Origin of the sequence: Pantoea sp. GM_Pan_4, from assembly GCF_026541005.1 — a bacterium.
GTDB classification, from domain to species: domain Bacteria; phylum Pseudomonadota; class Gammaproteobacteria; order Enterobacterales; family Enterobacteriaceae; genus Pantoea; species Pantoea dispersa.
On sequence record NZ_JALNUZ010000003.1, the window covers coordinates 385,798 to 403,691 of the forward strand.

A 17,894-nucleotide genomic window follows, 5' to 3' on the forward strand; every position below is an offset into this window, starting at 1 on the left:
GACGATCAGCTAAAATCCGGGCAGGTTATCTGCGACATCAGCTGCTGATAATGCTGATGCTTGCCCATCTTCAGCGCATCAGCCGCCTGCAACAGCGCGTTGTGATTGCTCTTATCCGCCAGAAAGGTCTGCTTGATTTTTTCGTCGGCGATGGAGACCGGCACGCGGCAGTGAGTGCGCAGATCGTTGATCATGGTCTGCTGCCGCAGCGCCAGCGCCAGATTCTCATACGGCGATACCGCCAGCGCAGACGTGGCACTCAGGGTGAGCAGGGCGATCATGGCAGTGAAAGGTAATGTTTTCATTTTGCTTCTCCTTGATGAACGGAAACGGCGGCCGGGCACTGGGCGGGATCGAACACCGTACCCCAGTCCTGTTTCATATCGACAACGGTCCAGCCATAGTGCGCGGCCAGCCTGAGACCGCTAACCAGTTTGCCGCTGGCCGGCGGATGCGCATCGTAGGCGTATTCCCGCTGTGCATCGGTGTGATGCACCAGCAGGCCGAAGGTGCTGGCGGCAGGATTCCCCGAGGTGTATTGCAGCATCGGCACATCGCCGTCGCTGTTGCCGAACGCTGCTACCGGCCGATGGCCCATGAACAGATGGATGGCCACCGGTTTGGCCGCTTCATCATCATAAAATGCACCATTCATGGTTTTCCGCAACTGCGTGCCGTTGTCGCTGAGTGAAAATTCCGCAAGGGAAAACGAGCCAACCACCTGCTCGGGTGGAATGCCGTACATCTGTTCCGCCAGCACGCGCATAAAATCGATGCCGCCGCCGGAGATAATCCAGGTGCGGAAACCGTGAGCGCGCAGATAATCCAGCAGCTGGCGCATCGGCAGATAGCCCATGCGATCGTAGCGGCAGCCAAAACGCGTATCCCGCTGCGTCGCCACCCAGTTCTGCACGCGTTGTGCAAACTCATCGGTGGTGATACCGCTGTGAGTCAGCGTCAGCAAATGCATCAGCCCCTTTTTCCCGCTGGCGGCAATAGCGGCCGTGTTGTTGCTGAGCACCGCCTGTACCAGCGCATCCTGCTGCCACTGCGGATGCTGCGGCGCCAGCCGTTTCACTTCATCGAGCGCAAACTGCAGCTGAAAGGTGAGCGGTGCTTCCGGCCATAGCGTGCCGTCATTATCGAACACCACGTAGCGCTGGTTAAGAGGAATAAAGTCAGCGCTGCCGGCGCGGGTGGTGTCATCCACCCACTGTGTAATGGCACGCTTTGCCGCACCGTCACGCCAGGCGGAGAGATCGTCAGCCTGACTGACGCTAGCGAGGCACAGCGTGAGGCCCGCCAGTATAGAAACAGTTTTCATCGGCGACTCCTGTGATGTGGAACGAGATCGGGCAGCGCATGAATACGCCACAGGCGGCTCCACGCATGGCCGGCAAACATTAGCGCCTGGCGCAGTAAACGGCGGCCAGCCCACAGCCCCGCGGCGATGAGAACCACGGTTGCGGCGAGCAGCAGCCACTGCCACCACGGGCGTGCAGGTCCGGCGCGCAGCGACTGTTCACTGCCGGCCGCGCGCGCAGGCAGAATGTCATAGTGATGGGCGGGCAGCGTGGCGAGCTGCCATGTCTGTTGTCGGGTATCCCACCAGCGCAGCTGCACTGGAGGCAGCGTCAGGCTGCCGGCGCTGTCCGGCAGATAGCGCAGCCGCTCGCGTCGCTGGCTGCCGGTGATTTCACCGCGTCCGCTGGTCAGGGCGCTGACCTCGGGCGTCAGCAGCTGGGTACTGACGCCGGGCAGGTCGATCAGCACCGGTGGAATCTGTCCGGCGACCACACCGCTGGCCTGCAGCGTTATCTGCCGTTCCACCACGTCGCCGACATGCAGCGCGTCGCCCTGCGCGGCACGATACAGTGTCACTTTTTCCTGCAGATGCAGCGTGGCGGCGGGCAGGAAGCGATCCGGCTGCTGCACACCCGGCGGCCAGCGCACATTTTTTTCCAGCGCTGGCAGCGTAACGGTCTGCGGCGGCTGGCCTGCGGATTGCAGGGTGATGTCCAGCGCCGGCAGCTGCAGTTTGCCCTGATCCCAGGCCATCAGCTGGCGCTCCATGCGGATGCCGCTCCAGCTGACACCGTCACGCTGACGCGATACCAGCTGATTGGGAATGGCCGCCGGCAACAGCGTGCCGTTGCTGACCGGGAAGTCAGGCCACTGTGGCGGCGGGTTAAACCAGCTATCGGTCCAGTAGGTTACCGCGACGCGCAGCGGCTGACCCGGCACCAAACGGTCATCGCCAACCAGCTCGCGCGTGATGTCCATTGCGGCGCGCGCGGGCCCGGTCAGCAGCAGCAGGCAAATCAGCAGCGTTCTCATGGTGACTCCTGACGATAGAGATTTTCCAGCAGGCCACCGGGCGACAGGCTGAGATTGTCGTACCACTGACTGACCTGCGGTGCCGCGTGACCTGCAGGCTGCATGACCTGCTGCGCGACGCCCTGCTGTTTGTGCAGGTCTTTTTTGCTGCCGTCAGGATCGTAATCCTGCTCTTTTCCCTGTGCCGCCTGGCGATCGCGCTCCTGCTGACGAAGCTGCATCACAATGCGCGCGATACTGGCGCGATTTTGTTGTGCCATACGCCAGTCGGGACGCAGGCTTAACGCCTGATCGTAATGCTGCAGCGCCTGCTGCCACTGTTTCTGCTGCGCCAGGCTGTTGCCCAGCCACAACAGCGATTCAGGCGTCACGGGGGCCTGGCGAAAAGCGCCGCTGGCGGCGGAAAAATCACCGGCATAGTAGAGCGCAATGCCGCGGCGCAGCGGATCGACATAGTGCTGCGCCGCGCGCGCGTAATCCTGCCGTTGAAAGGCATGTTGCCCTTGCAGGTCGGGCGGGATAAACGCATCCAGCAGCGCGGCGGCCGCCGGCGGCGTTATCCCACTGAGCGGCAACACAATCAGCACGATCAATATCTGACGACGCCACCACAGCAGCAGCAACAACATCGGCGCAATCAGCCAGTAGCCGCTGTTGTGCCACGGCAGATCCTCGCGACTGTTTTGCTGGGCGCTGAGGCTTTGCTGAATATGGCGTCTGATGGCAGGCAGATCGCTGTCATCGGGGGTGGCGAGCGTAACCGCCACGCCGTCGGCGCGTAGCTGCTGGAAGCGCGCCACGTTGAGGCGGGTATCAATAGCCTGACTGGAGAAAGCGGGCGGCAAGGGGCCGCCTGGCGCAGTGCCGGGCACCCACAGCTGCAGCGGCAGCGAGGTCTGGCTGAGCAACCGGGCATCATCCTGGCGCAACGTATCGGCCACCAGCACAATGCTGCGCGGCGTGTCCGGCAGATTATCATCGGCCAGCCGGAGAGCTGCCGCCAGGCCATTGCCCTGACCGTCCGGCAGTAACGTTGGCTGCTGCGCCTGCAAGAACAGCGAGTAAAAGGCCGGATCGTTGGTCAGCGGCGTGGTCAGCCAGGCACCGCCGCGATACACCACCAGGCCAAAGTGGCTACCCGGCATCTGCTGCATCAGCTGAGCGATCTTATGCTGCATGCGCTGATGCCGGTCGGGCGGGAGATCCTGCGCCAGCATGCTGAGATCCTGTTGCAAAATCACCATCACGTTACTTTGCGGCGTAACGCCGCCCGGCAACGCCTTCTGCCATGACGGCCCTGCCAGCGCCAGCACGCCGAGCGCCAGCAGCCACGGTACGGGTGACAGCCGCTGCAGTCGCTTACCGGTAATCAGGGCGTGAAACGGCGCTGTCATAATGCGCTGCCAGGCGCTGCGCGGCGCGCGCAATAGCCACGCCAGTGCCAGACAAACCAGCAGCCCGGACAGCCACCACGGGTGCATAAAATGAAAGCCATTCATGCTGCACGCTCCCGCAGGCGCGCCAGCAACAACGCCGCGGTTAACAGCGCCAGCGCCGCGCCGAGCGGCCAGGCAAACAGCGGTCGCGTAAACGACAGACCGAGCGTCGCCACCTGCGCGGGCGTTTGGGCGTCAATGGTTTGCCAGACACGTTGCAGTGCGCTGCCTGAGGTAGCCGCCTGAAACGCGCTACCGCCTGTGATGCGGGCAATATCCTGCATCAGCGCGCTATCGACTTTGTCCTCGCCGCTGGCGTTAATATCGCCAAAGGCGATGGTATCAACCTGCACCTGATGCTCTGCTGCCAGCTGCGCAGCGAGGGCGGGCGGCAGCTGTGAAGCGGTATCGTTGCCGTCGGTAAGTAAAATCACCATGCGGCTGGCGTCCTGTTCCAGGCTGCTGTCCAGCAGTTTGACCGCCACCCCCAGCGCATCGCCGATGGCGGTTTGCTGGCCCACCATGCCGGGTGCCAGCTGGTTGATGCGCGCCAGCAGTGCCTGCTTATCGGCACTGATCGGCGCAAACGGCCAAGCCTGACTGGCAAAAATCACCAGCCCGATGCGATCGCGGGTTCGCTGCAGCACAAAATTGTGTACCGAGCGCTGCACCGCCTGCAGGCGAGTGGTGCCCGCGCCGGCGTCGTTTTTCGCCATCGAACCGGAAACATCCAGCACCAGCACCACATTGCGCATCGGCTTATGCTGTAGCTGCGGTGGCAACAGCAGCTCAGGGCGCGCCAGCGCGGCCAGTAATAGCAGCCACACCAGCCAGAACAGCAGCGTTTGAGGCCTGCGGCTGGCCGGTGGGGCATTCTCCAGACGCAACTCCCTCACCAGTTCCGGCAGGAACGGCACGCGCACCTCTTCGCTGACCGGCTGGCGTGGCGGTAGCAGAAAGCGCGTCAGCAGCGGCAGCGGCAGCAGGAGCCAGATCCACGGCCAGGCAAAATCGAAGCGGGTAAGCAGTTCAGACATTGGGCAGTGCCTCCAGCCAGCGTCGCAGCTGGCTGCGCAGGCGCTGCATTTCATCAGGCGACAGGCTATTGTCCGGCTGGCAGTAACCGTCAAGCAGCCGCTGATAGGTCGCGGCATCCAGCGGTAGCTCCTGCAGTAACTGGCTGAGGCTCAGTTCACTCACCTGAGCGCGCGGCTGGTGCACCAGCCGCACCCGTTTAATCAGCCGCAGCCAGCTATCAATGCTGTTGTCGTGACGTAAAACCTGACGCGCTTCACGCCGCCAGCGGTTGCGCCGCCAGCGCGCTGTGCGCCAAAGCGCCAACAGCACAAGCAGGGCCGCTAACGCGCCTGCCAGCCACCACCAGCCCGCAGGCAGCGGCAGCCAGGAGACCGCGGGCGGCAGGTCAGGCTGCAGCAGTGGCGGAACGCTAAAGCCTTTTTCCAGCATGCTCGTCTCCCTGCGTCAGCTGACGCAACAACGGTTCACTCACCACAATGTGCTGCACGCGGATGCCGAGCCGCAGCAGTCGCGTCTGCTGCTGTGCCAGCCGGGCGGTGACCCGCTCGCTAATCTGCTGACGCAACGCGGGCGAAAGTGGCAGCGTAACGTGCTGATGCTGGTAATGCGCGGCGAGATAGCCCTGATGCGGAAGCCGCAGATGCAGATCGTCGAGCAGCACAAAGGCGGTGATATCACACCGGCGCGCCAGCGCCGCCAGCAGCGCGTCACTCTGAGCGTCAAGATCGTGGAAATCGCTGATCAGTGCCAGCCAGCTTCCGGCAGGCACCTGTGCCCGGATACGTTGCAGCACCTGATGGAGTGGCAGACTGCTGGCGGGCTCCTGCGGATAGCGCGCCGGCAGCTGATTATTCATTTGATGCAGGTCGTTCAGGCACGGCGCCAGGGCGAGTTTCGGCGAGCGGCAGCGCTGCAATCTCAGGGAATCATCGCTGAACACGGCGGCCCCGAGACGATCGCCATCGTGCCAGCTACGCCACGCCAGCAGCGCTGCCAGATGGGCGGCGGCGACCGATTTGGTGTGCCCGCGTGTGGCGAAATACATATCCAGGCGCTGATCGACCAGCAGAAATACCGGCCGCTCGCGCTCTTCGTTATACAAGCGCACCCAGGGTGTGCGCAGACGCGCGGTGGCCTGCCAGTCGATCAGCCGCACATCATCGCCCGGCTGATAGCGGCGCAGGCTGTCAAAATTGAGTCCGCGTCCCTGCTGACGCGACACGCGCTCGCCGGCCATCGCGCCGGGTGGCAGCTGAGCCGGCGGATTGCGCAGCTGCTGCGCTGCACCCGCCAGCGCCAGCAGGCCGGGCAGGGTGACGGCCAGTGCGGTATCCGTCATGCGACCACCGCATCCAGCAGCATGCGCACCACGTCATCGGCGGTCACCTGGTCGGCGCTGGCCTGATAACTCAGCAGCAGACGATGCCGCAGCACGGCCGGGGCAATGCGCTGAATATCGTCCGGCAACACCGCATCACGCCCTTCGAGCCACGCCTGCGCGCGCCCGGCGCGGTCCAGTGCCAGCGTGCCGCGCGGGCTGATACCCAGCGCCACATAGCTGGCAAAGGTGTCGCTGACCTGCTGCGGCTGGCGCGTCATTTCCACCAGCGAGACGATGTAATTTTCCACCGTGGGCGCGACGTAAATGTCGGAGATGGCCTCCCAGCAGCGACCCATATCCGCCTGGCTGATACTCACCTGCGGCGGCGCAGCGGCGCTGACGGCAGGGGTGTCCTGTTCGCGATATTTTGCCTGCTGTTCGGCGCGCACCAGCTGCATCACGCGCTGTTCATTCTCTTTCGAGGGATAGTGCACCAGCACTTTCATCAGGAAGCGATCCAGCTGCGCTTCCGGCAGAGGCCAGGTGCCTTCCTGATCGACCGGGTTCTGCGTCGCCAGCACCATAAACACGCCGGGCAGCGGCCAGCTGTTGCCCGCCACCGTGACATGACGCTCCTCCATGGCTTCCAGCAACGCCGACTGCACGCGGGCCGAGGCGCGGTTGATCTCATCGGCCAGAATCAGGTTGCCGAACACCGGGCCTGGCCGGAAACGAAACTGCTCCTCTTCACGCGTGGCGTGTTGCTGATAAATTTCGCTGCCGGTGATATCCGAGGGCAGCAGATCCGGTGTGAACTGAATACGGCTGAAGTCGCCTTCAATGTGGCGCGCCAGCTCACGCACCGCACGGGTTTTGGCCAGTCCGGGCAGTCCTTCCAGCAGAACGTGGCCGTCGCACAGCAGCGCGATAATCAGCATGCGCACCAGCTCTGGCTGACCCAGCACCTGCTGGTTTATGCTCGCTTCCAGGTCGAGAAACCGTTGCCGCAGGGTCATTGCGTCACTCCCTGTTTTTCCCGCTCAAGCAGCGTGGCGATACCTACCAGGATCGGCTGAGCATAGGAAAAAAACGCTTTGATGCCGGGACAGAGATAGTTAAGGCCGGGTTCACCCTCTGCGCTGCGCACGATGCGGTTTTTCGGGCATTCGCCCCAGCATAATTTGAGGTAAGGACAGCGTTTGCAGACGGCGGGCAGGGTGTCGCGTTTCCCGAGGCCAAACGCTTTTTGCCGTTCGGAAAACGCCAGGTGCGCCAGTTTAGTGTTGGCAATATTGCCCAGCTGATACTCCGGATAGACGTAGTGATCGCAGGCATAGATATCACCGTTTTTTTCAATGGCGAGGCCTTTGCCGCAGAACTCTGAGGTCACGCAGATCTGGCCCGGCAGGCCCAGGGTTTGCGCCACTGCCGTTTCAAACAGGTTAACCTGTACGCGCCCTAAATCATTGTTTACCCACTCTTCAAACACGGCGATGAGAAAGCGTCCCCAGTCATCGGGATCGACCGACCAGTCGGTCACCACCGAGTCGAGATCGCCCGGCCGCGCGCGGCGGGAACCGCTCACCGGGATGCTGTCATCGCGCCAGAACTGCGGCGCGGTTTGGGTAAAATCGACCGGCTCGACGCAGGGATTGAATTGCAGATAGGTCGCGCCCAGTTCGCGCGTGAGAAAGCGGTACACCTGCAGCGGAAAGCGTGCATTGGTCCGGTTGACCGTGACCAGCGCGTTGAACGGCACGCCGTGGCGTTGCAGCGCCGCCACACCCGCCATCACTTTGTCGAAAGTCGGTTTACCGCTGCGCGTTACGCGATAGCGATCGTGCAGCTCGCGCGGGCCATCAATCGACAGCCCGACCAGAAAGTGATGCTGCTTCAGAAAGCGCGCCCAGCTATCGTTCAGCAGGATGCCATTGGTTTGCAGATCATTCTCGATGCGTTGTCCTGGCTTCTGATACTTTTGCTGCAGCGCCACCACCTTTTCGAACCACGGCAACCCCATCAGCGTCGGTTCACCGCCTTGCCAGGAGAACACCACCTGATCGCCATCCTGACTATCAATGTACTGGCGAATATAGTTTTCCAGCACCTCATCAGACATGCCGCTGTGATGATCCTGCTGCAGCAGTTGCTCTTTATGCAGGTAAAAACAGTAGTTGCAGTCGATATTGCAGCGCGAGCCGGTGGGCTTGGCCATCACGTGAAAGCGGCGTTTATACGCCGGACCGATGCCGTTGTATTTTTCCGCCGAGGGCAACGGGCGAACCGGCAGTGTGGTGCTGTATTTCATCAATGCCTCCGAATACCGGGCACGGCGTGCCCGGCTGTGAATCTTAACTCAGTTAGTGGCCGGGCTGCCTTCGTCAATCAGTTTCTGCACATCCGAAACGGTAAAGGAGCCGGGTTTCTGACGAGGCGGGAACACTTTGAAGCTTTGCAGCATTTCTGCGGCATATTTCTGCGCGCCACCCAGCAGGAACAGACGGTCATAGAACCAGTGGTTGTAATCCATACCGCTGTCACCGCGCTCCAGCGGGTCGATCTCCAGGTCGAAGATCAGTGGCGTGCGCAGTTTAACGAACGGATATTTCCACAGGTCGAGGCCGGTGTGTTCCTGAATCATGAAATGGGCTTTCCAGCGACCGTAGCGCATCGCTAACAGATCGCCGTCATCGCTCCAGTAGAAGAACTCATTACGCTGGTCGGGCCCTTTGCCCTGCAGGAAATCCAGCTGGTTGTAACCGTCCAGATGCACTTTGTAGGTCATGGCGCTGGTCTTATAGCCTTTCAGCAGCTGCTGTTTGATATCCGGCACCCCCGCTGCGGCAACCAGCGTCGGGAACCAGTCGTTGCTGCCGAAAATATCGTTGATCATCGTGCCGGGCTTAATATGCCCCGGCCATTTGATCATCGCGGGGACGCGGAACCCGCCCTCCCAGCCGGTATTTTTCTCACCGCGGAATGGCGTCATGCCGGCATCAGGCCAGGTGGCGATCATCGGACCGTTGTCGGTGGTGTAAATCACGATGGTGTTATCTTCGATACCCAGGTCTTTAATTTTCTTCAGCACCTCGCCGATCATTTTATCGTGCTCAACCATGCCGTCCGCGTAGTCGCCGAGGCCGGTCACGCCCTGATCCTGCGGTTTAATGTGCGTTTTGTTGTGCATGCGCGTGGTGTTGAACCAGGTAAAAAACGGTTTGCCCGCTTTGACCTGACGCTCCATGAAATCGTTGTTGGCGGCGAGGAACTCTTCATCCACCGTGCCCATACGTTTCACGTTCAGTGGCCCGGTATCTTCAACCTTGCCATCCGCGCTGGCTTTAATGACGCCGCGCGGACCGAACTGTTTACGGTACTCAGGATCTTTCGGATAGTCCGGGTTCTCCGGTTCTTCTTCGGCGTTCAGGTGATACAGATTGCCAAAGAACTCGTCGAAACCGTGTGCGGTAGGCAGGAATTCATTGCGATCGCCCAGATGGTTTTTACCAAACTGACCGGTGGCATAGCCGAGCTGTTTCAGGATCGAGGCAATGGTCGGATCTTCTTTCTGCAGGCCCTGCGGCGCACCTGGCATACCGACTTTACTCATGCCGGTGCGGAACGGCATCTGCCCGGTGATAAACGACGAGCGTCCGGCGGTGGAGCTTTGCTCCGCGTAATACGAGGTGAATTTGGCGCCCTCGGCGGCAATACTGTCGATGTTGGGCGTTTTGTATCCCATGGTGCCCTGGTTATAGGAACTGATGTTCCAGTAGCCAATGTCATCGCCAAAAATCACCACGATGTTAGGCTTGCCCGAATTTTGCTCGGGCGCGGTAGAGGGCGTCGGGGATTGAGGAGCCGCATGGGCGCTCCAGGAACAGCAGGCCACAGATAGCATGGACGCTAATAGTGACTTGCTAAAAGGTAATCTGGACATTTCTGCACTCCGATAATTGTATTCCGACCAGGTCAGAATTTTTCCGACCGAATAAGTGCTGCGAAGACGGTTATTTCCTCCTTACCCTGAAAGGACGGCAGATGAATAAACGCATCTTTTTGATAGCTATTTCCCGGTGCGGAATGGCGGTGCTCAGTCAGTCTGATTATCTGTGATTTTAAATAGTTTTTATTAAAGCGTGGCCCGCTGCACGCAGGCTGCGTGCAGGCGAAAAATATGCGGTGTGCGAGAGGATATAAGTAACCAAGGTATAAAAATGCAAAAAATGAGCAGGCTGTGTATCTGGTTATGTAGCAACCATAGCGGCTCATAACTGGAATGCCAAGTGCTATTTTAAAAATGTGAGCAGCAGAGTGATTTTTTTCTGCCGTATCGCTCTGCTCCGCATTTCGGCTAAGGTATTTCTTATTTTGAATAGTCTTAAAATAACTTAATTTATTGTAATATATGAATTATTTTTCTGTGAGTTGAAAGTGGCTGGTTATTTTTTACGAGGCGGGTCATATTTTTCATCGTTCAGGTTTGCGTTATTTTTATGACTCACCTAAGCCTTAAAAGGCCATCCGGAACGGGATGGAATCAATTAATCTGGGGTGATTTATGAAAAAAATTACGGTAGCAATAATGTCATTGCTGGTGGTGTCAACTTTCTCTTTATCGGCTCTGGCAGCGCAGGAGATTACTAAAGAAGAGGCTAAGCAGTATCAGGAAGTTGGTAAGGTTAGTACCAATAATGAATACAGTTCACCGGCAGAGGCCATGGCTGAAATCTCGAAAAAGGCTGATGAGATGGGGGGTAAATATTTTGTGATCACCTCCGGCAAAGAAGGCAAGAAAATACAGGGTACGGCAACAGTGTATAAATAATAAATTATACGCTGATAATCAGGCGTTATAGCCACGACAACAGGCCGTTTTAATAACGGCCTGTTGTCGTGTTTCCATTTCTACAGTAAGCGATGAGATTAAGATCTGGTTCGCTTGCCAGGTCGTCAGCAGGCAATCTACTCCGACAATGCTTTCATAGCTGAAACCTTAGCGCCACGCCGCTGGCTTGTTCCGCGCTGACCACGATGGCATCCGGCTCTTCGCGGAAAGGCACATCGCCCAGCAGCAGGCTGGCTTTCACCCTGCGTAAGTCGCTGCTGCGCAGCGTCAGCGCGGCCATACGCGCACTGCCGTCATAATCGGGCGGCAGGCCGGTAAAGCGCTGCGTCACATAGTGCGCAGCGGCAAAGCGCACGGTGGCCACGCCCGCTTTCAGCACAAACGCGCCCTGCTGACAGGCGGTGAGCTTATCGGCACCAAATAAACGACTGTAGGGCAGCGCGGCGGCTGCCGGATCCTGAGCCACTACTACAAACTCAATAATATCGGTCACCGCGTTGGGATGCTGCTGCCACACTGGTTGCCAGACCGCCTGCGGTGTCTCATGCTGGCAGAAAAAACTGCGTCCGTTTGGCACCAGTGCGGGGCGCAGGCGAACGGTGCGAAAACGCGCCTGCTGTGCGCTACCATCCGGCAACTGCACCGGCCGGTAAAAACTGGCGGCGGGATCGCCATCAATATCCTGACTTTCCAGATATCGCCACACCGCATCGGCATCGCCGGTTTTCCATACCAGACCGCTCAGGCCCGCCGGTGCCTGCCAGATATCCTGACGCCGGTGCGCACGCCCGGCTTCATAGCCCAGCAGTTCCAGATAATTATCACCAAACACCGCCAGATGATTACTGGAGCCCAGCGAATGATGGCCGCGTGGCGTGAGCTGGAAACCGAGCCGGCGATACAGCGCGCTGGCGTCATCCAGCCGATCGGCAACATTGATCACTGCATGATCGAGCTGTGGAACGGGTACCGGTATCGCCATTATCTGCCTCCTGGTTCGCATCATTACGATGACCGCGGTGTCGCGCTGCGTTCGGCTTCGCGTTGCGGTTGCCAGGCGAGCTGCGCTTCGGCGCCGAACGCCCGGGCAATATGGCTGACCAGCGTCGCGGCCTGCGCCGATGATCGCTGGCGCGCGCTGGCATCCTCGCTGTGCAGCACGCCTTCCACGACGACCTCTGGCGGCAGCACGTTCCAGCTGTTGCCACCCTGAAAGCGGGTGACATCCAGGCCGGCGGCCGCCAGCGCGCTGACGATGTGGCTGCCGGTAACGATACTGTCGATACCCTCATGCGGACGTGCAGCGTGAGCGCCTTTGCCGTGAATGGTGATATGAAAATGGTCAGTAAACGCTGCCGGTGTGGCAGATAACGTGTGTGTCATGGTCATCCCTGCGGCTGTTCGGGTAAGAAAGGTTCGCCCAGCGTTAGCATCAGGCGGTTGGCCCAGGCAAAAAACGCGGCGGACTGGATCAGGTCCAGCAGCTGCAGCGTATCCAGTCCGTGCTCGCGCAGCGCCTGCAGCTGGGTCTGGCTGCTGGCGACCGGGGTTAGCGATAAGGTGGCGACAAAATCGATAATCGCCGCCCAGCGCGCGGACTGGCCGTGTGCCAGCTCGGCGCTTGGCGCGACATTCAGGAGTTTTTGCACCGCAGTCTCATCTTTTGACAGCTGACTGGCTTTGCGGGCATGCACGGACGCGCAGTAAATGCAGCCGTTGACTTTACTCACCACCGTGGCCGCCAGTTCACGCTCGGCGCGAGGTAAACCGCCCGGCGTATAAAAAATGCCTTTATCCGTCAGCGTGCGTTGTTCCAGCAGCGGCAGATTGCGCGCCAGCAGACGGAAATAGTCGGACTCGCTATGACCGTTTTTTGCCAGCGTCGCCTGTTCTTCCGCCGTAAACTCGCTGAGCGGTTTGGCTGCCAGCCACGGCTCCCAGCCCAGCTCCTGCTGGGTAAACGCGGTGAGCGCAGTCTGACCGCTGGCCGTGAGCGGGGCGCTATGCCATTTGCCGGCCACCGCATGGGGCTGGGCGCGCGATGCTTCACCGCTCAGCAGGCGCAGGCCGGTCAGCAGGCGACTTTGAAAGCTGACAAATCCCACCAGCTGCGCCAGCGTGACGATGCCGCGCGGCGTCCAGCCGGCATGGTGCAGCGTGGTCAGTTGTTGCGGTGTGGCGTCGACCGGATGCAGGCTCAGCAGTTCAGCAAAGGCGCGACCGGCGGCAAAGCGCGCATCTGCCGGGCTTTCGCTGGATTGCTGCTGATAGTGTGCCTGCAATGACGTGACGCCGTGCCAGCCGGCGACCTGCCCGGCGAGCGCGTAGCGCTGCGCCAGCGGGAAATCGTCGTCATCCTCGCCAAACAGCACCTCATAGCTGCCCTGGGCGTGTCGGGTCGCGGCCTGACGCACGTTGCGCGCCTCTGCCAGTTGCGCCGCCGGGTCGATATCGGCCAGCGCCGCCAGTAAATCTGTAGCCTGAGACATGGTTTTCTCCTGTTAAGCGGTACCCAGCGCACGCAGCGTGGGGGCAATATGTTCAGCAATTAACGCCACCGAACGCAGCGTATCGGCGTGCGGCGGATCGATAGAGTGCACCTGGAAGGTGATGTCGGTGGCGCGCGTCAGCGTGCTGTCGGCCAGCAGCGAAGCCAGCACCGCGTCCGCATCGCCGATATGCGCATCGAGCTGGCGCGCATGACTCTCCAGCGTGCTGCCGGTGATGTCGTGGCCCGCCTTGCGAAACTGCTCCGCCTGGCGCTGCAGACCGGGCGCGGCAAGGCGGCGCGCGTAGTCGTTCGAGTCGGCAACAAACGCGGTGCGTGAGGCCAGGATGCGGGGCGCAACGCCCGACGGCAGCGCCGCGAGATAAGCATCGATCATCGGGTTTTGCAGCTGCTGCAGCGACAGGTCCGGCTGACCCGCCGGCCGCGGCTGGGTGCGCGATAACATCAGCCCGTGACCGGCCTGGCCGGCACGCGTCGCGCCTGCAACGGAAAAGGTGGCGATCCACACACGCTGCGCCAGCGTGGGAGCCGGCGGATAGAGATGATTGTCCGGATGGGCCAGCGTGTCGCCGCGCCACGCGCTGAGCAGCGTATGCAACTGGTCGGCAAACACGCCGGCGCGCTGTTCGCTGGTCAGGCCAAACGGCAAAAATGAGGTTGGCGTGCCGCCGGAGCCGAGCCCCACCTCCAGTCGTCCGTCGCTCAGCAGGTCCAGCACCGCCGCGTCTTCGGCCACGCGCAGGGCATTTTCCAGCGGCAGGGTGATGATGCCGGTGCCGAGGCGGATATGACGGGTGTGCGCGGCCACGTGGGCAAGAAACACCAGCGGTGAGGGCAGCCCGCCTTCTTTTTCATGAAAGTGGTGCTGCGCGATCCAGGCACTGTCAAATCCGCAGCGTTCAGCGTGCTGAATTTGTTCCGTCGCCAGCCGGTAGCGCTGTTGCGCCGTGGTGTCGTCGAGCAGGCGGGTAAAAAAACCGATGCGTTTGCGCGTCATGCAGACTCCTTAATCAGCGGACGGAAAACCGGAATGGCGTCAATCAACGCGCGGGTGTAAGGGTGCTGCGGCGCATTGAACAGTGTGACGGTGTCACCTTGTTCAACCACTTCGCCGGCACGCAGCACGGTAACGCTGTGTGCCAGCCGTCGTACGGTGGCTAAATCGTGGGTGATAAACAGATAGGTGAGGCCCAGCTCGCGCTGTAACTGTTGCAGCAATTGCAGAATCTGCGCCTGCACCGTGACGTCCAGCGCCGACGTTGCCTCATCCAGCACCAGGATCGCCGGTTGCGGGATCAACGCCCGTGCGATGGCGACGCGCTGACGCTGGCCGCCGGACAGCTCGCGCGGCTTGCGCGTCAGCAGATCCAGCGGCAGTGCCACCCGCTGCGCTACCTCGTGCACCCGCTGCTGGCGCGCGGCGGCGCTGAGCGAGCCAAAGTTGCGCAGCGGTTCTTCAATGATGTTAAACAGCGTCTGGCGCGGATCGAGCGAGGCGAACGGATTCTGGTAAACAAACTGTATTTTGCGCCGTAGCTGGCGCAGCGCTTCGCCGCGCAGGCTGCTGGCATCAATGCCGTCAATCACCACTTTGCCGCGATCGGCGCGTTCAAAGCCAAGCAGAATGCGCGCCAGCGTGGTTTTGCCGGAGCCGGATTCACCCACCAGCGCGTGCGTCGTGCCGCGTGGCACCGTCAGGCTGACCGCTTTCGCCACCGTCAGCGTCTGCTGCCTGCCAAGCGCAAACTGTTTATCGATGGCGTTGAGCTGAATCGCCGGTGTGGAAAAACGGGCTGCGGACGGATAAGGCAGAGCGGCAGCATCGGGCACCGCGTCCTGTAACAGCTGGCGGGTATAAGGATGCTGTGGCGCGCTGACCAGCGTCGCTGCGCTTCCCTGTTCCTGGATCTCGCCGTGACGAAACACCAGCAGACGGTCCGCGCGTTCCGCGGCCAGCGCCAGGTCGTGGGTGACAAACAGCACGGCGGTGGCGAACTCACGGCGTAGCTGGTCGAGCAGATCGAGAATGCGCTTTTGCACCGTGACATCCAGCGCACTGGTCGGCTCATCGGCGATGATCAACTGTGGTTGCAGGGCGAGAGCGATAGCAATCAGCACGCGCTGCTTCATCCCGCCAGAGAGCTGATGCGGATATTGATGCAGGCGCTGCTCCGGATGGCTCAGCCCAACTTTTTGCAGCAGTTCCAGTACGCGCTGCTGGCGCGCGGTCCGGCTAAGCTTCTGATGCAGCTGCAGGATCTCGCCAACCTGATCGCCAATGGTCTTCACTGGATTAAGCGAATTACCGGGATCCTGCGGCACCAGACTGATATGCACGCCGCGCACGCTGTCCATGCGCCGGGATGACCAGCCGGCGATATCGGTGCCGTTCAGCAAAATTTTACCGCTATCGCGCCGGGCATTGTCCGCCAGCAGACCGATAATCGCCTGGGCCGTGGTGGTTTTGCCTGAGCCGGATTCACCGACCAGCGCCACCATTTCGCCCGGCTGCAGGGAAAAGCTCACGTTATGTACCACTTCACGCCACACACCGCGCTGGCGATAGCTGAGGCTGAGGTTTTCCACGCTTAATAGCGCTGTCATGCGTCACCTCCTGCCAGCTGACGGCTGACGCGATTCGCCGCCAGCACCACGGCGACCACCACCACGCCGGGAAAGGTAGTTAGCCACCACGCGGTAGCCAGATAGTTGCGGCCTTCGGCGATCAGCAAACCCCATTCGGGGGTCGGTGGCGGCGTGCCATAGCCGAGAAAGCTGAGGGTTGAGAGCGCCAGAATGGCCTGACCAAACTGCAGTGCGGCGAAGGCAATCACCGCGGTCAGCGAGTTGGGGACAATGTGGCGCCACAGTACCTGCCAGAAACGGCCGCCACTGCCATAAGCCGCTTCCACATATTCACTGCGGCGTACCCGCACCACTTCGCCGCGCGCCAGCCGGGCAAAACTGGCAATCGAGGCGATGCCCACCGCCAGCGCAGCGTGCACGGTGCCAAAACCCAGCAGGATCAGCAGGCTTAATGACAGCAGCAGCGCCGGGATTGAAAGCAGCACATCAACCAGTCGCATCAGTGCCTGTTCAGTGCGGCCGCCCACGGCCCCGGCCAGGACGCCCAGCGCGGTCCCGCCAGTGAGCCCCATCGCCACCGCTGCGACCGCCGCAGAGAGCGACTGCGAGGCGCCATAGACGATGCGCGCCAGCAGGTCGCGTCCCAGTTGATCGGTGCCGAGCCAGTGCGCACTGTGCGGCGCTAAGCGCTGCGCGCCGGCAATGCCTTCGGTCGGGCTATAGTGGGTAAACAGCTGCGGTGCCACGGCCGCCACAAACGCCAGCGCCAGCACCGTCCATGCCAGCCACAAGCCGGGCTGCAGGCGGCGGGCACGATCGCGCCGCAAGGCCGGCTGTCCCTGACGCGCGGTAGAGTAATCGACCAGACTCATGAATTTCCTCCGGCTACAGTTTGCAGACGTGGGTCGAACAGCGGCATCAGCAGATCGACCAGCAGGTTGATCAGTACAAACGCCAGTGCGGAGATCATCACCACCGCCTGTAACACCGCCACATCCTGATTGTTGACCGCCTGCTGGGTCAGCTGGCCGATGCCGCTTAAGCCGAACACGGTTTCGGTAATCAGCGCGCCCGCGATCAGTTCCCCCAGCAGCAAACCGGCCACATTGAGCACCGGCAGTAGCGCGTTACGCATGATATGGCGCCACAGCACGTGTTGTGCGCTGGCACCTTTGGCGCGGGCCACGGCGACAAACGGCTGAATAGCAACCTGATCGATGCTGCGCAACAGAATCTGGGCCAGCGGGGCGGAGATGGGCACGGCGACGGTCAGCACCGGCAGAATCAGCCCCTGCAGGGGCGATGGGTTGATCACCGGGATCCAGCGCAGTTGAAAGGAGAACAGCTGAATCAGCGCGATACCAAGCCAGAACGTCGGCAGCGAAATAAACAGCGCCGGCAGCGACTGCAATAGCGCGCGTAGCAGGCGCAGCGCCGGCAGCCGCGCCAGCGCCGCCAGTGCGAAGGCCACCACGCAGGCAACGGCAAATCCGGCCAGCGCCAGCTGCAGCGTGGCGGGCAGATTGCTGCGCAGCAGATCGCTGACCGGCACACCTGCCTGCACCGAGTAGCCAAAGTCACCGCGCAGCATCGCCAGCAGCGTATGCAGATACTGCTGCCAGATCGGGCTATCGGCACCGTAGGCCTGCCGCATCTCTGCAATTTGCTGCGGGCTGAGACCCAGATCCGGATTCTGGAACTTGATCAGCACCGCATCGCCCGGCAGCACCTGCAGCAGCAGAAACGACAGGGTAAACGCCGCCCATAACACCAGCAGGCTTTGTCCCGCTCTATGCAGCAGTGCGTGTCGCATAATTA

Annotated in this window: 18 protein-coding genes; 1 reads left to right on the forward strand and 17 read right to left on the reverse strand. The window is 61.1% G+C overall.

Features of this window, described 5'->3' with window-relative positions; translation table 11 throughout:
* Positions 1-5: 5 nt before the first annotated feature.
* The 10 genes from OXR61_RS10860 to OXR61_RS10905 are packed head-to-tail and all read right to left on the reverse strand — an operon-like array spanning position 6 to position 10,072.
* Positions 6-305: a YicS family protein gene (locus tag OXR61_RS10860; protein ID WP_021509036.1), complete on the reverse strand. Its 300-nt coding sequence runs from the start codon at positions 303-305 to the stop codon at positions 6-8.
* Complete coding sequence (locus OXR61_RS10865) at positions 302-1,324, reverse strand: HAD family hydrolase (RefSeq protein WP_021509037.1); 1,023 nt, start codon at positions 1,322-1,324, stop codon at positions 302-304. The genes OXR61_RS10860 and OXR61_RS10865 overlap by 4 nt, the downstream gene beginning before the upstream one ends.
* A complete protein-coding gene (locus tag OXR61_RS10870) occupies positions 1,321-2,337 on the reverse strand; it encodes an oxygen tolerance domain protein (RefSeq protein WP_267412099.1) in 1,017 nt (338 codons plus the stop codon). Before OXR61_RS10870 ends, OXR61_RS10865 begins: the two co-directional genes overlap by 4 nt.
* Complete coding sequence (locus tag OXR61_RS10875) at positions 2,334-3,836, reverse strand: VWA domain-containing protein (protein WP_267412100.1); 1,503 nt, start codon at positions 3,834-3,836, stop codon at positions 2,334-2,336. Before OXR61_RS10875 ends, OXR61_RS10870 begins: the two co-directional genes overlap by 4 nt.
* Complete coding sequence (locus OXR61_RS10880; RefSeq protein ID WP_021509040.1) at positions 3,833-4,810, reverse strand: VWA domain-containing protein; 978 nt, start codon at positions 4,808-4,810, stop codon at positions 3,833-3,835. Before OXR61_RS10880 ends, OXR61_RS10875 begins: the two co-directional genes overlap by 4 nt.
* A complete protein-coding gene (locus OXR61_RS10885; RefSeq protein WP_267412101.1) occupies positions 4,803-5,240 on the reverse strand; it encodes a DUF4381 family protein in 438 nt (145 codons plus the stop codon). The genes OXR61_RS10880 and OXR61_RS10885 overlap by 8 nt, the downstream gene beginning before the upstream one ends.
* Complete coding sequence (locus tag OXR61_RS10890) at positions 5,221-6,150, reverse strand: DUF58 domain-containing protein (RefSeq protein WP_021509042.1); 930 nt, start codon at positions 6,148-6,150, stop codon at positions 5,221-5,223. The genes OXR61_RS10885 and OXR61_RS10890 overlap by 20 nt, the downstream gene beginning before the upstream one ends.
* Positions 6,147-7,148, reverse strand: a complete 1,002-nt coding sequence (locus OXR61_RS10895) for a MoxR family ATPase (RefSeq protein WP_021509043.1) — start codon at positions 7,146-7,148, stop codon at positions 6,147-6,149. Before OXR61_RS10895 ends, OXR61_RS10890 begins: the two co-directional genes overlap by 4 nt.
* Positions 7,145-8,440 (reverse strand): anaerobic sulfatase maturase, encoded by a 1,296-nt coding sequence (locus tag OXR61_RS10900; RefSeq protein ID WP_166710413.1) that lies wholly within the window; start codon positions 8,438-8,440, stop codon positions 7,145-7,147. Before OXR61_RS10900 ends, OXR61_RS10895 begins: the two co-directional genes overlap by 4 nt.
* A gap of 48 nt (positions 8,441-8,488) precedes the next feature.
* Positions 8,489-10,072 carry an arylsulfatase gene (locus OXR61_RS10905; protein ID WP_267412104.1) on the reverse strand — a complete coding sequence of 528 codons (1,584 nt, stop codon included), beginning with the start codon at positions 10,070-10,072 and terminating at the stop codon, positions 8,489-8,491.
* 621 nt (positions 10,073-10,693) lie between these two features.
* Here OXR61_RS10905 and OXR61_RS10910 point away from each other — a divergent pair.
* On the forward strand, positions 10,694-10,960 hold the full coding sequence (locus OXR61_RS10910) for a YdgH/BhsA/McbA-like domain containing protein (protein ID WP_021312866.1): 267 nt from the start codon (positions 10,694-10,696) through the stop codon (positions 10,958-10,960).
* Between the two features lie 154 nt (positions 10,961-11,114).
* On the opposite strand, the gene OXR61_RS10915 is transcribed toward OXR61_RS10910, so the two are convergent.
* Genes OXR61_RS10915 through OXR61_RS10945 form a run of 7 tightly spaced genes read right to left on the reverse strand, consistent with a single transcriptional unit; the run spans position 11,115 to position 17,889 of the window.
* Positions 11,115-11,963 carry a VOC family protein gene (locus tag OXR61_RS10915; protein ID WP_021509046.1) on the reverse strand — a complete coding sequence of 283 codons (849 nt, stop codon included), beginning with the start codon at positions 11,961-11,963 and terminating at the stop codon, positions 11,115-11,117.
* Positions 11,964-11,986: 23 nt separating this feature from the next.
* Positions 11,987-12,364, reverse strand: a complete 378-nt coding sequence (locus OXR61_RS10920; RefSeq protein WP_031280000.1) for a peptidase dimerization domain-containing protein — start codon at positions 12,362-12,364, stop codon at positions 11,987-11,989.
* Positions 12,365-12,366: 2 nt separating this feature from the next.
* On the reverse strand, positions 12,367-13,470 hold the full coding sequence (locus tag OXR61_RS10925; protein ID WP_021509048.1) for an alkylhydroperoxidase domain protein: 1,104 nt from the start codon (positions 13,468-13,470) through the stop codon (positions 12,367-12,369).
* 12 nt (positions 13,471-13,482) lie between these two features.
* Positions 13,483-14,487 carry a putative FMN-dependent luciferase-like monooxygenase gene (locus tag OXR61_RS10930; RefSeq protein WP_021509049.1) on the reverse strand — a complete coding sequence of 335 codons (1,005 nt, stop codon included), beginning with the start codon at positions 14,485-14,487 and terminating at the stop codon, positions 13,483-13,485.
* On the reverse strand, positions 14,484-16,094 hold the full coding sequence (locus OXR61_RS10935; protein WP_021509050.1) for an ABC transporter ATP-binding protein: 1,611 nt from the start codon (positions 16,092-16,094) through the stop codon (positions 14,484-14,486). The genes OXR61_RS10930 and OXR61_RS10935 overlap by 4 nt, the downstream gene beginning before the upstream one ends.
* Positions 16,091-16,948 (reverse strand): ABC transporter permease, encoded by an 858-nt coding sequence (locus tag OXR61_RS10940; protein WP_021509051.1) that lies wholly within the window; start codon positions 16,946-16,948, stop codon positions 16,091-16,093. The genes OXR61_RS10935 and OXR61_RS10940 overlap by 4 nt, the downstream gene beginning before the upstream one ends.
* Positions 16,945-17,889, reverse strand: a complete 945-nt coding sequence (locus tag OXR61_RS10945) for an ABC transporter permease (protein ID WP_021509052.1) — start codon at positions 17,887-17,889, stop codon at positions 16,945-16,947. The genes OXR61_RS10940 and OXR61_RS10945 overlap by 4 nt, the downstream gene beginning before the upstream one ends.
* Positions 17,890-17,894 lie beyond the last annotated feature (5 nt).

Bases quoted from the DNA above. Each gene is read 5' to 3' on its own strand.
- OXR61_RS10860 (WP_021509036.1), bottom strand. From the start codon at position 305: ATGAAAACATTACCTTTCACTGCCATGATCGCCCTGCTCACCCTGAGT.
- OXR61_RS10865 (WP_021509037.1), bottom strand. From the start codon at position 1,324: ATGAAAACTGTTTCTATACTGGCGGGCCTCACGCTGTGCCTCGCTAGC.
- OXR61_RS10870 (WP_267412099.1), bottom strand. From the start codon at position 2,337: ATGAGAACGCTGCTGATTTGCCTGCTGCTGCTGACCGGGCCCGCGCGC.
- OXR61_RS10875 (WP_267412100.1), bottom strand. From the start codon at position 3,836: ATGAATGGCTTTCATTTTATGCACCCGTGGTGGCTGTCCGGGCTGCTG.
- OXR61_RS10880 (WP_021509040.1), bottom strand. From the start codon at position 4,810: ATGTCTGAACTGCTTACCCGCTTCGATTTTGCCTGGCCGTGGATCTGG.
- OXR61_RS10885 (WP_267412101.1), bottom strand. From the start codon at position 5,240: ATGCTGGAAAAAGGCTTTAGCGTTCCGCCACTGCTGCAGCCTGACCTG.
- OXR61_RS10890 (WP_021509042.1), bottom strand. From the start codon at position 6,150: ATGACGGATACCGCACTGGCCGTCACCCTGCCCGGCCTGCTGGCGCTG.
- OXR61_RS10895 (WP_021509043.1), bottom strand. From the start codon at position 7,148: ATGACCCTGCGGCAACGGTTTCTCGACCTGGAAGCGAGCATAAACCAG.
- OXR61_RS10900 (WP_166710413.1), bottom strand. From the start codon at position 8,440: ATGAAATACAGCACCACACTGCCGGTTCGCCCGTTGCCCTCGGCGGAA.
- OXR61_RS10905 (WP_267412104.1), bottom strand. From the start codon at position 10,072: ATGTCCAGATTACCTTTTAGCAAGTCACTATTAGCGTCCATGCTATCT.
- OXR61_RS10910 (WP_021312866.1), top strand. From the start codon at position 10,694: ATGAAAAAAATTACGGTAGCAATAATGTCATTGCTGGTGGTGTCAACT.
- OXR61_RS10915 (WP_021509046.1), bottom strand. From the start codon at position 11,963: ATGGCGATACCGGTACCCGTTCCACAGCTCGATCATGCAGTGATCAAT.
- OXR61_RS10920 (WP_031280000.1), bottom strand. From the start codon at position 12,364: ATGACACACACGTTATCTGCCACACCGGCAGCGTTTACTGACCATTTT.
- OXR61_RS10925 (WP_021509048.1), bottom strand. From the start codon at position 13,470: ATGTCTCAGGCTACAGATTTACTGGCGGCGCTGGCCGATATCGACCCG.
- OXR61_RS10930 (WP_021509049.1), bottom strand. From the start codon at position 14,487: ATGACGCGCAAACGCATCGGTTTTTTTACCCGCCTGCTCGACGACACC.
- OXR61_RS10935 (WP_021509050.1), bottom strand. From the start codon at position 16,094: ATGACAGCGCTATTAAGCGTGGAAAACCTCAGCCTCAGCTATCGCCAG.
- OXR61_RS10940 (WP_021509051.1), bottom strand. From the start codon at position 16,948: ATGAGTCTGGTCGATTACTCTACCGCGCGTCAGGGACAGCCGGCCTTG.
- OXR61_RS10945 (WP_021509052.1), bottom strand. From the start codon at position 17,889: ATGCGACACGCACTGCTGCATAGAGCGGGACAAAGCCTGCTGGTGTTA.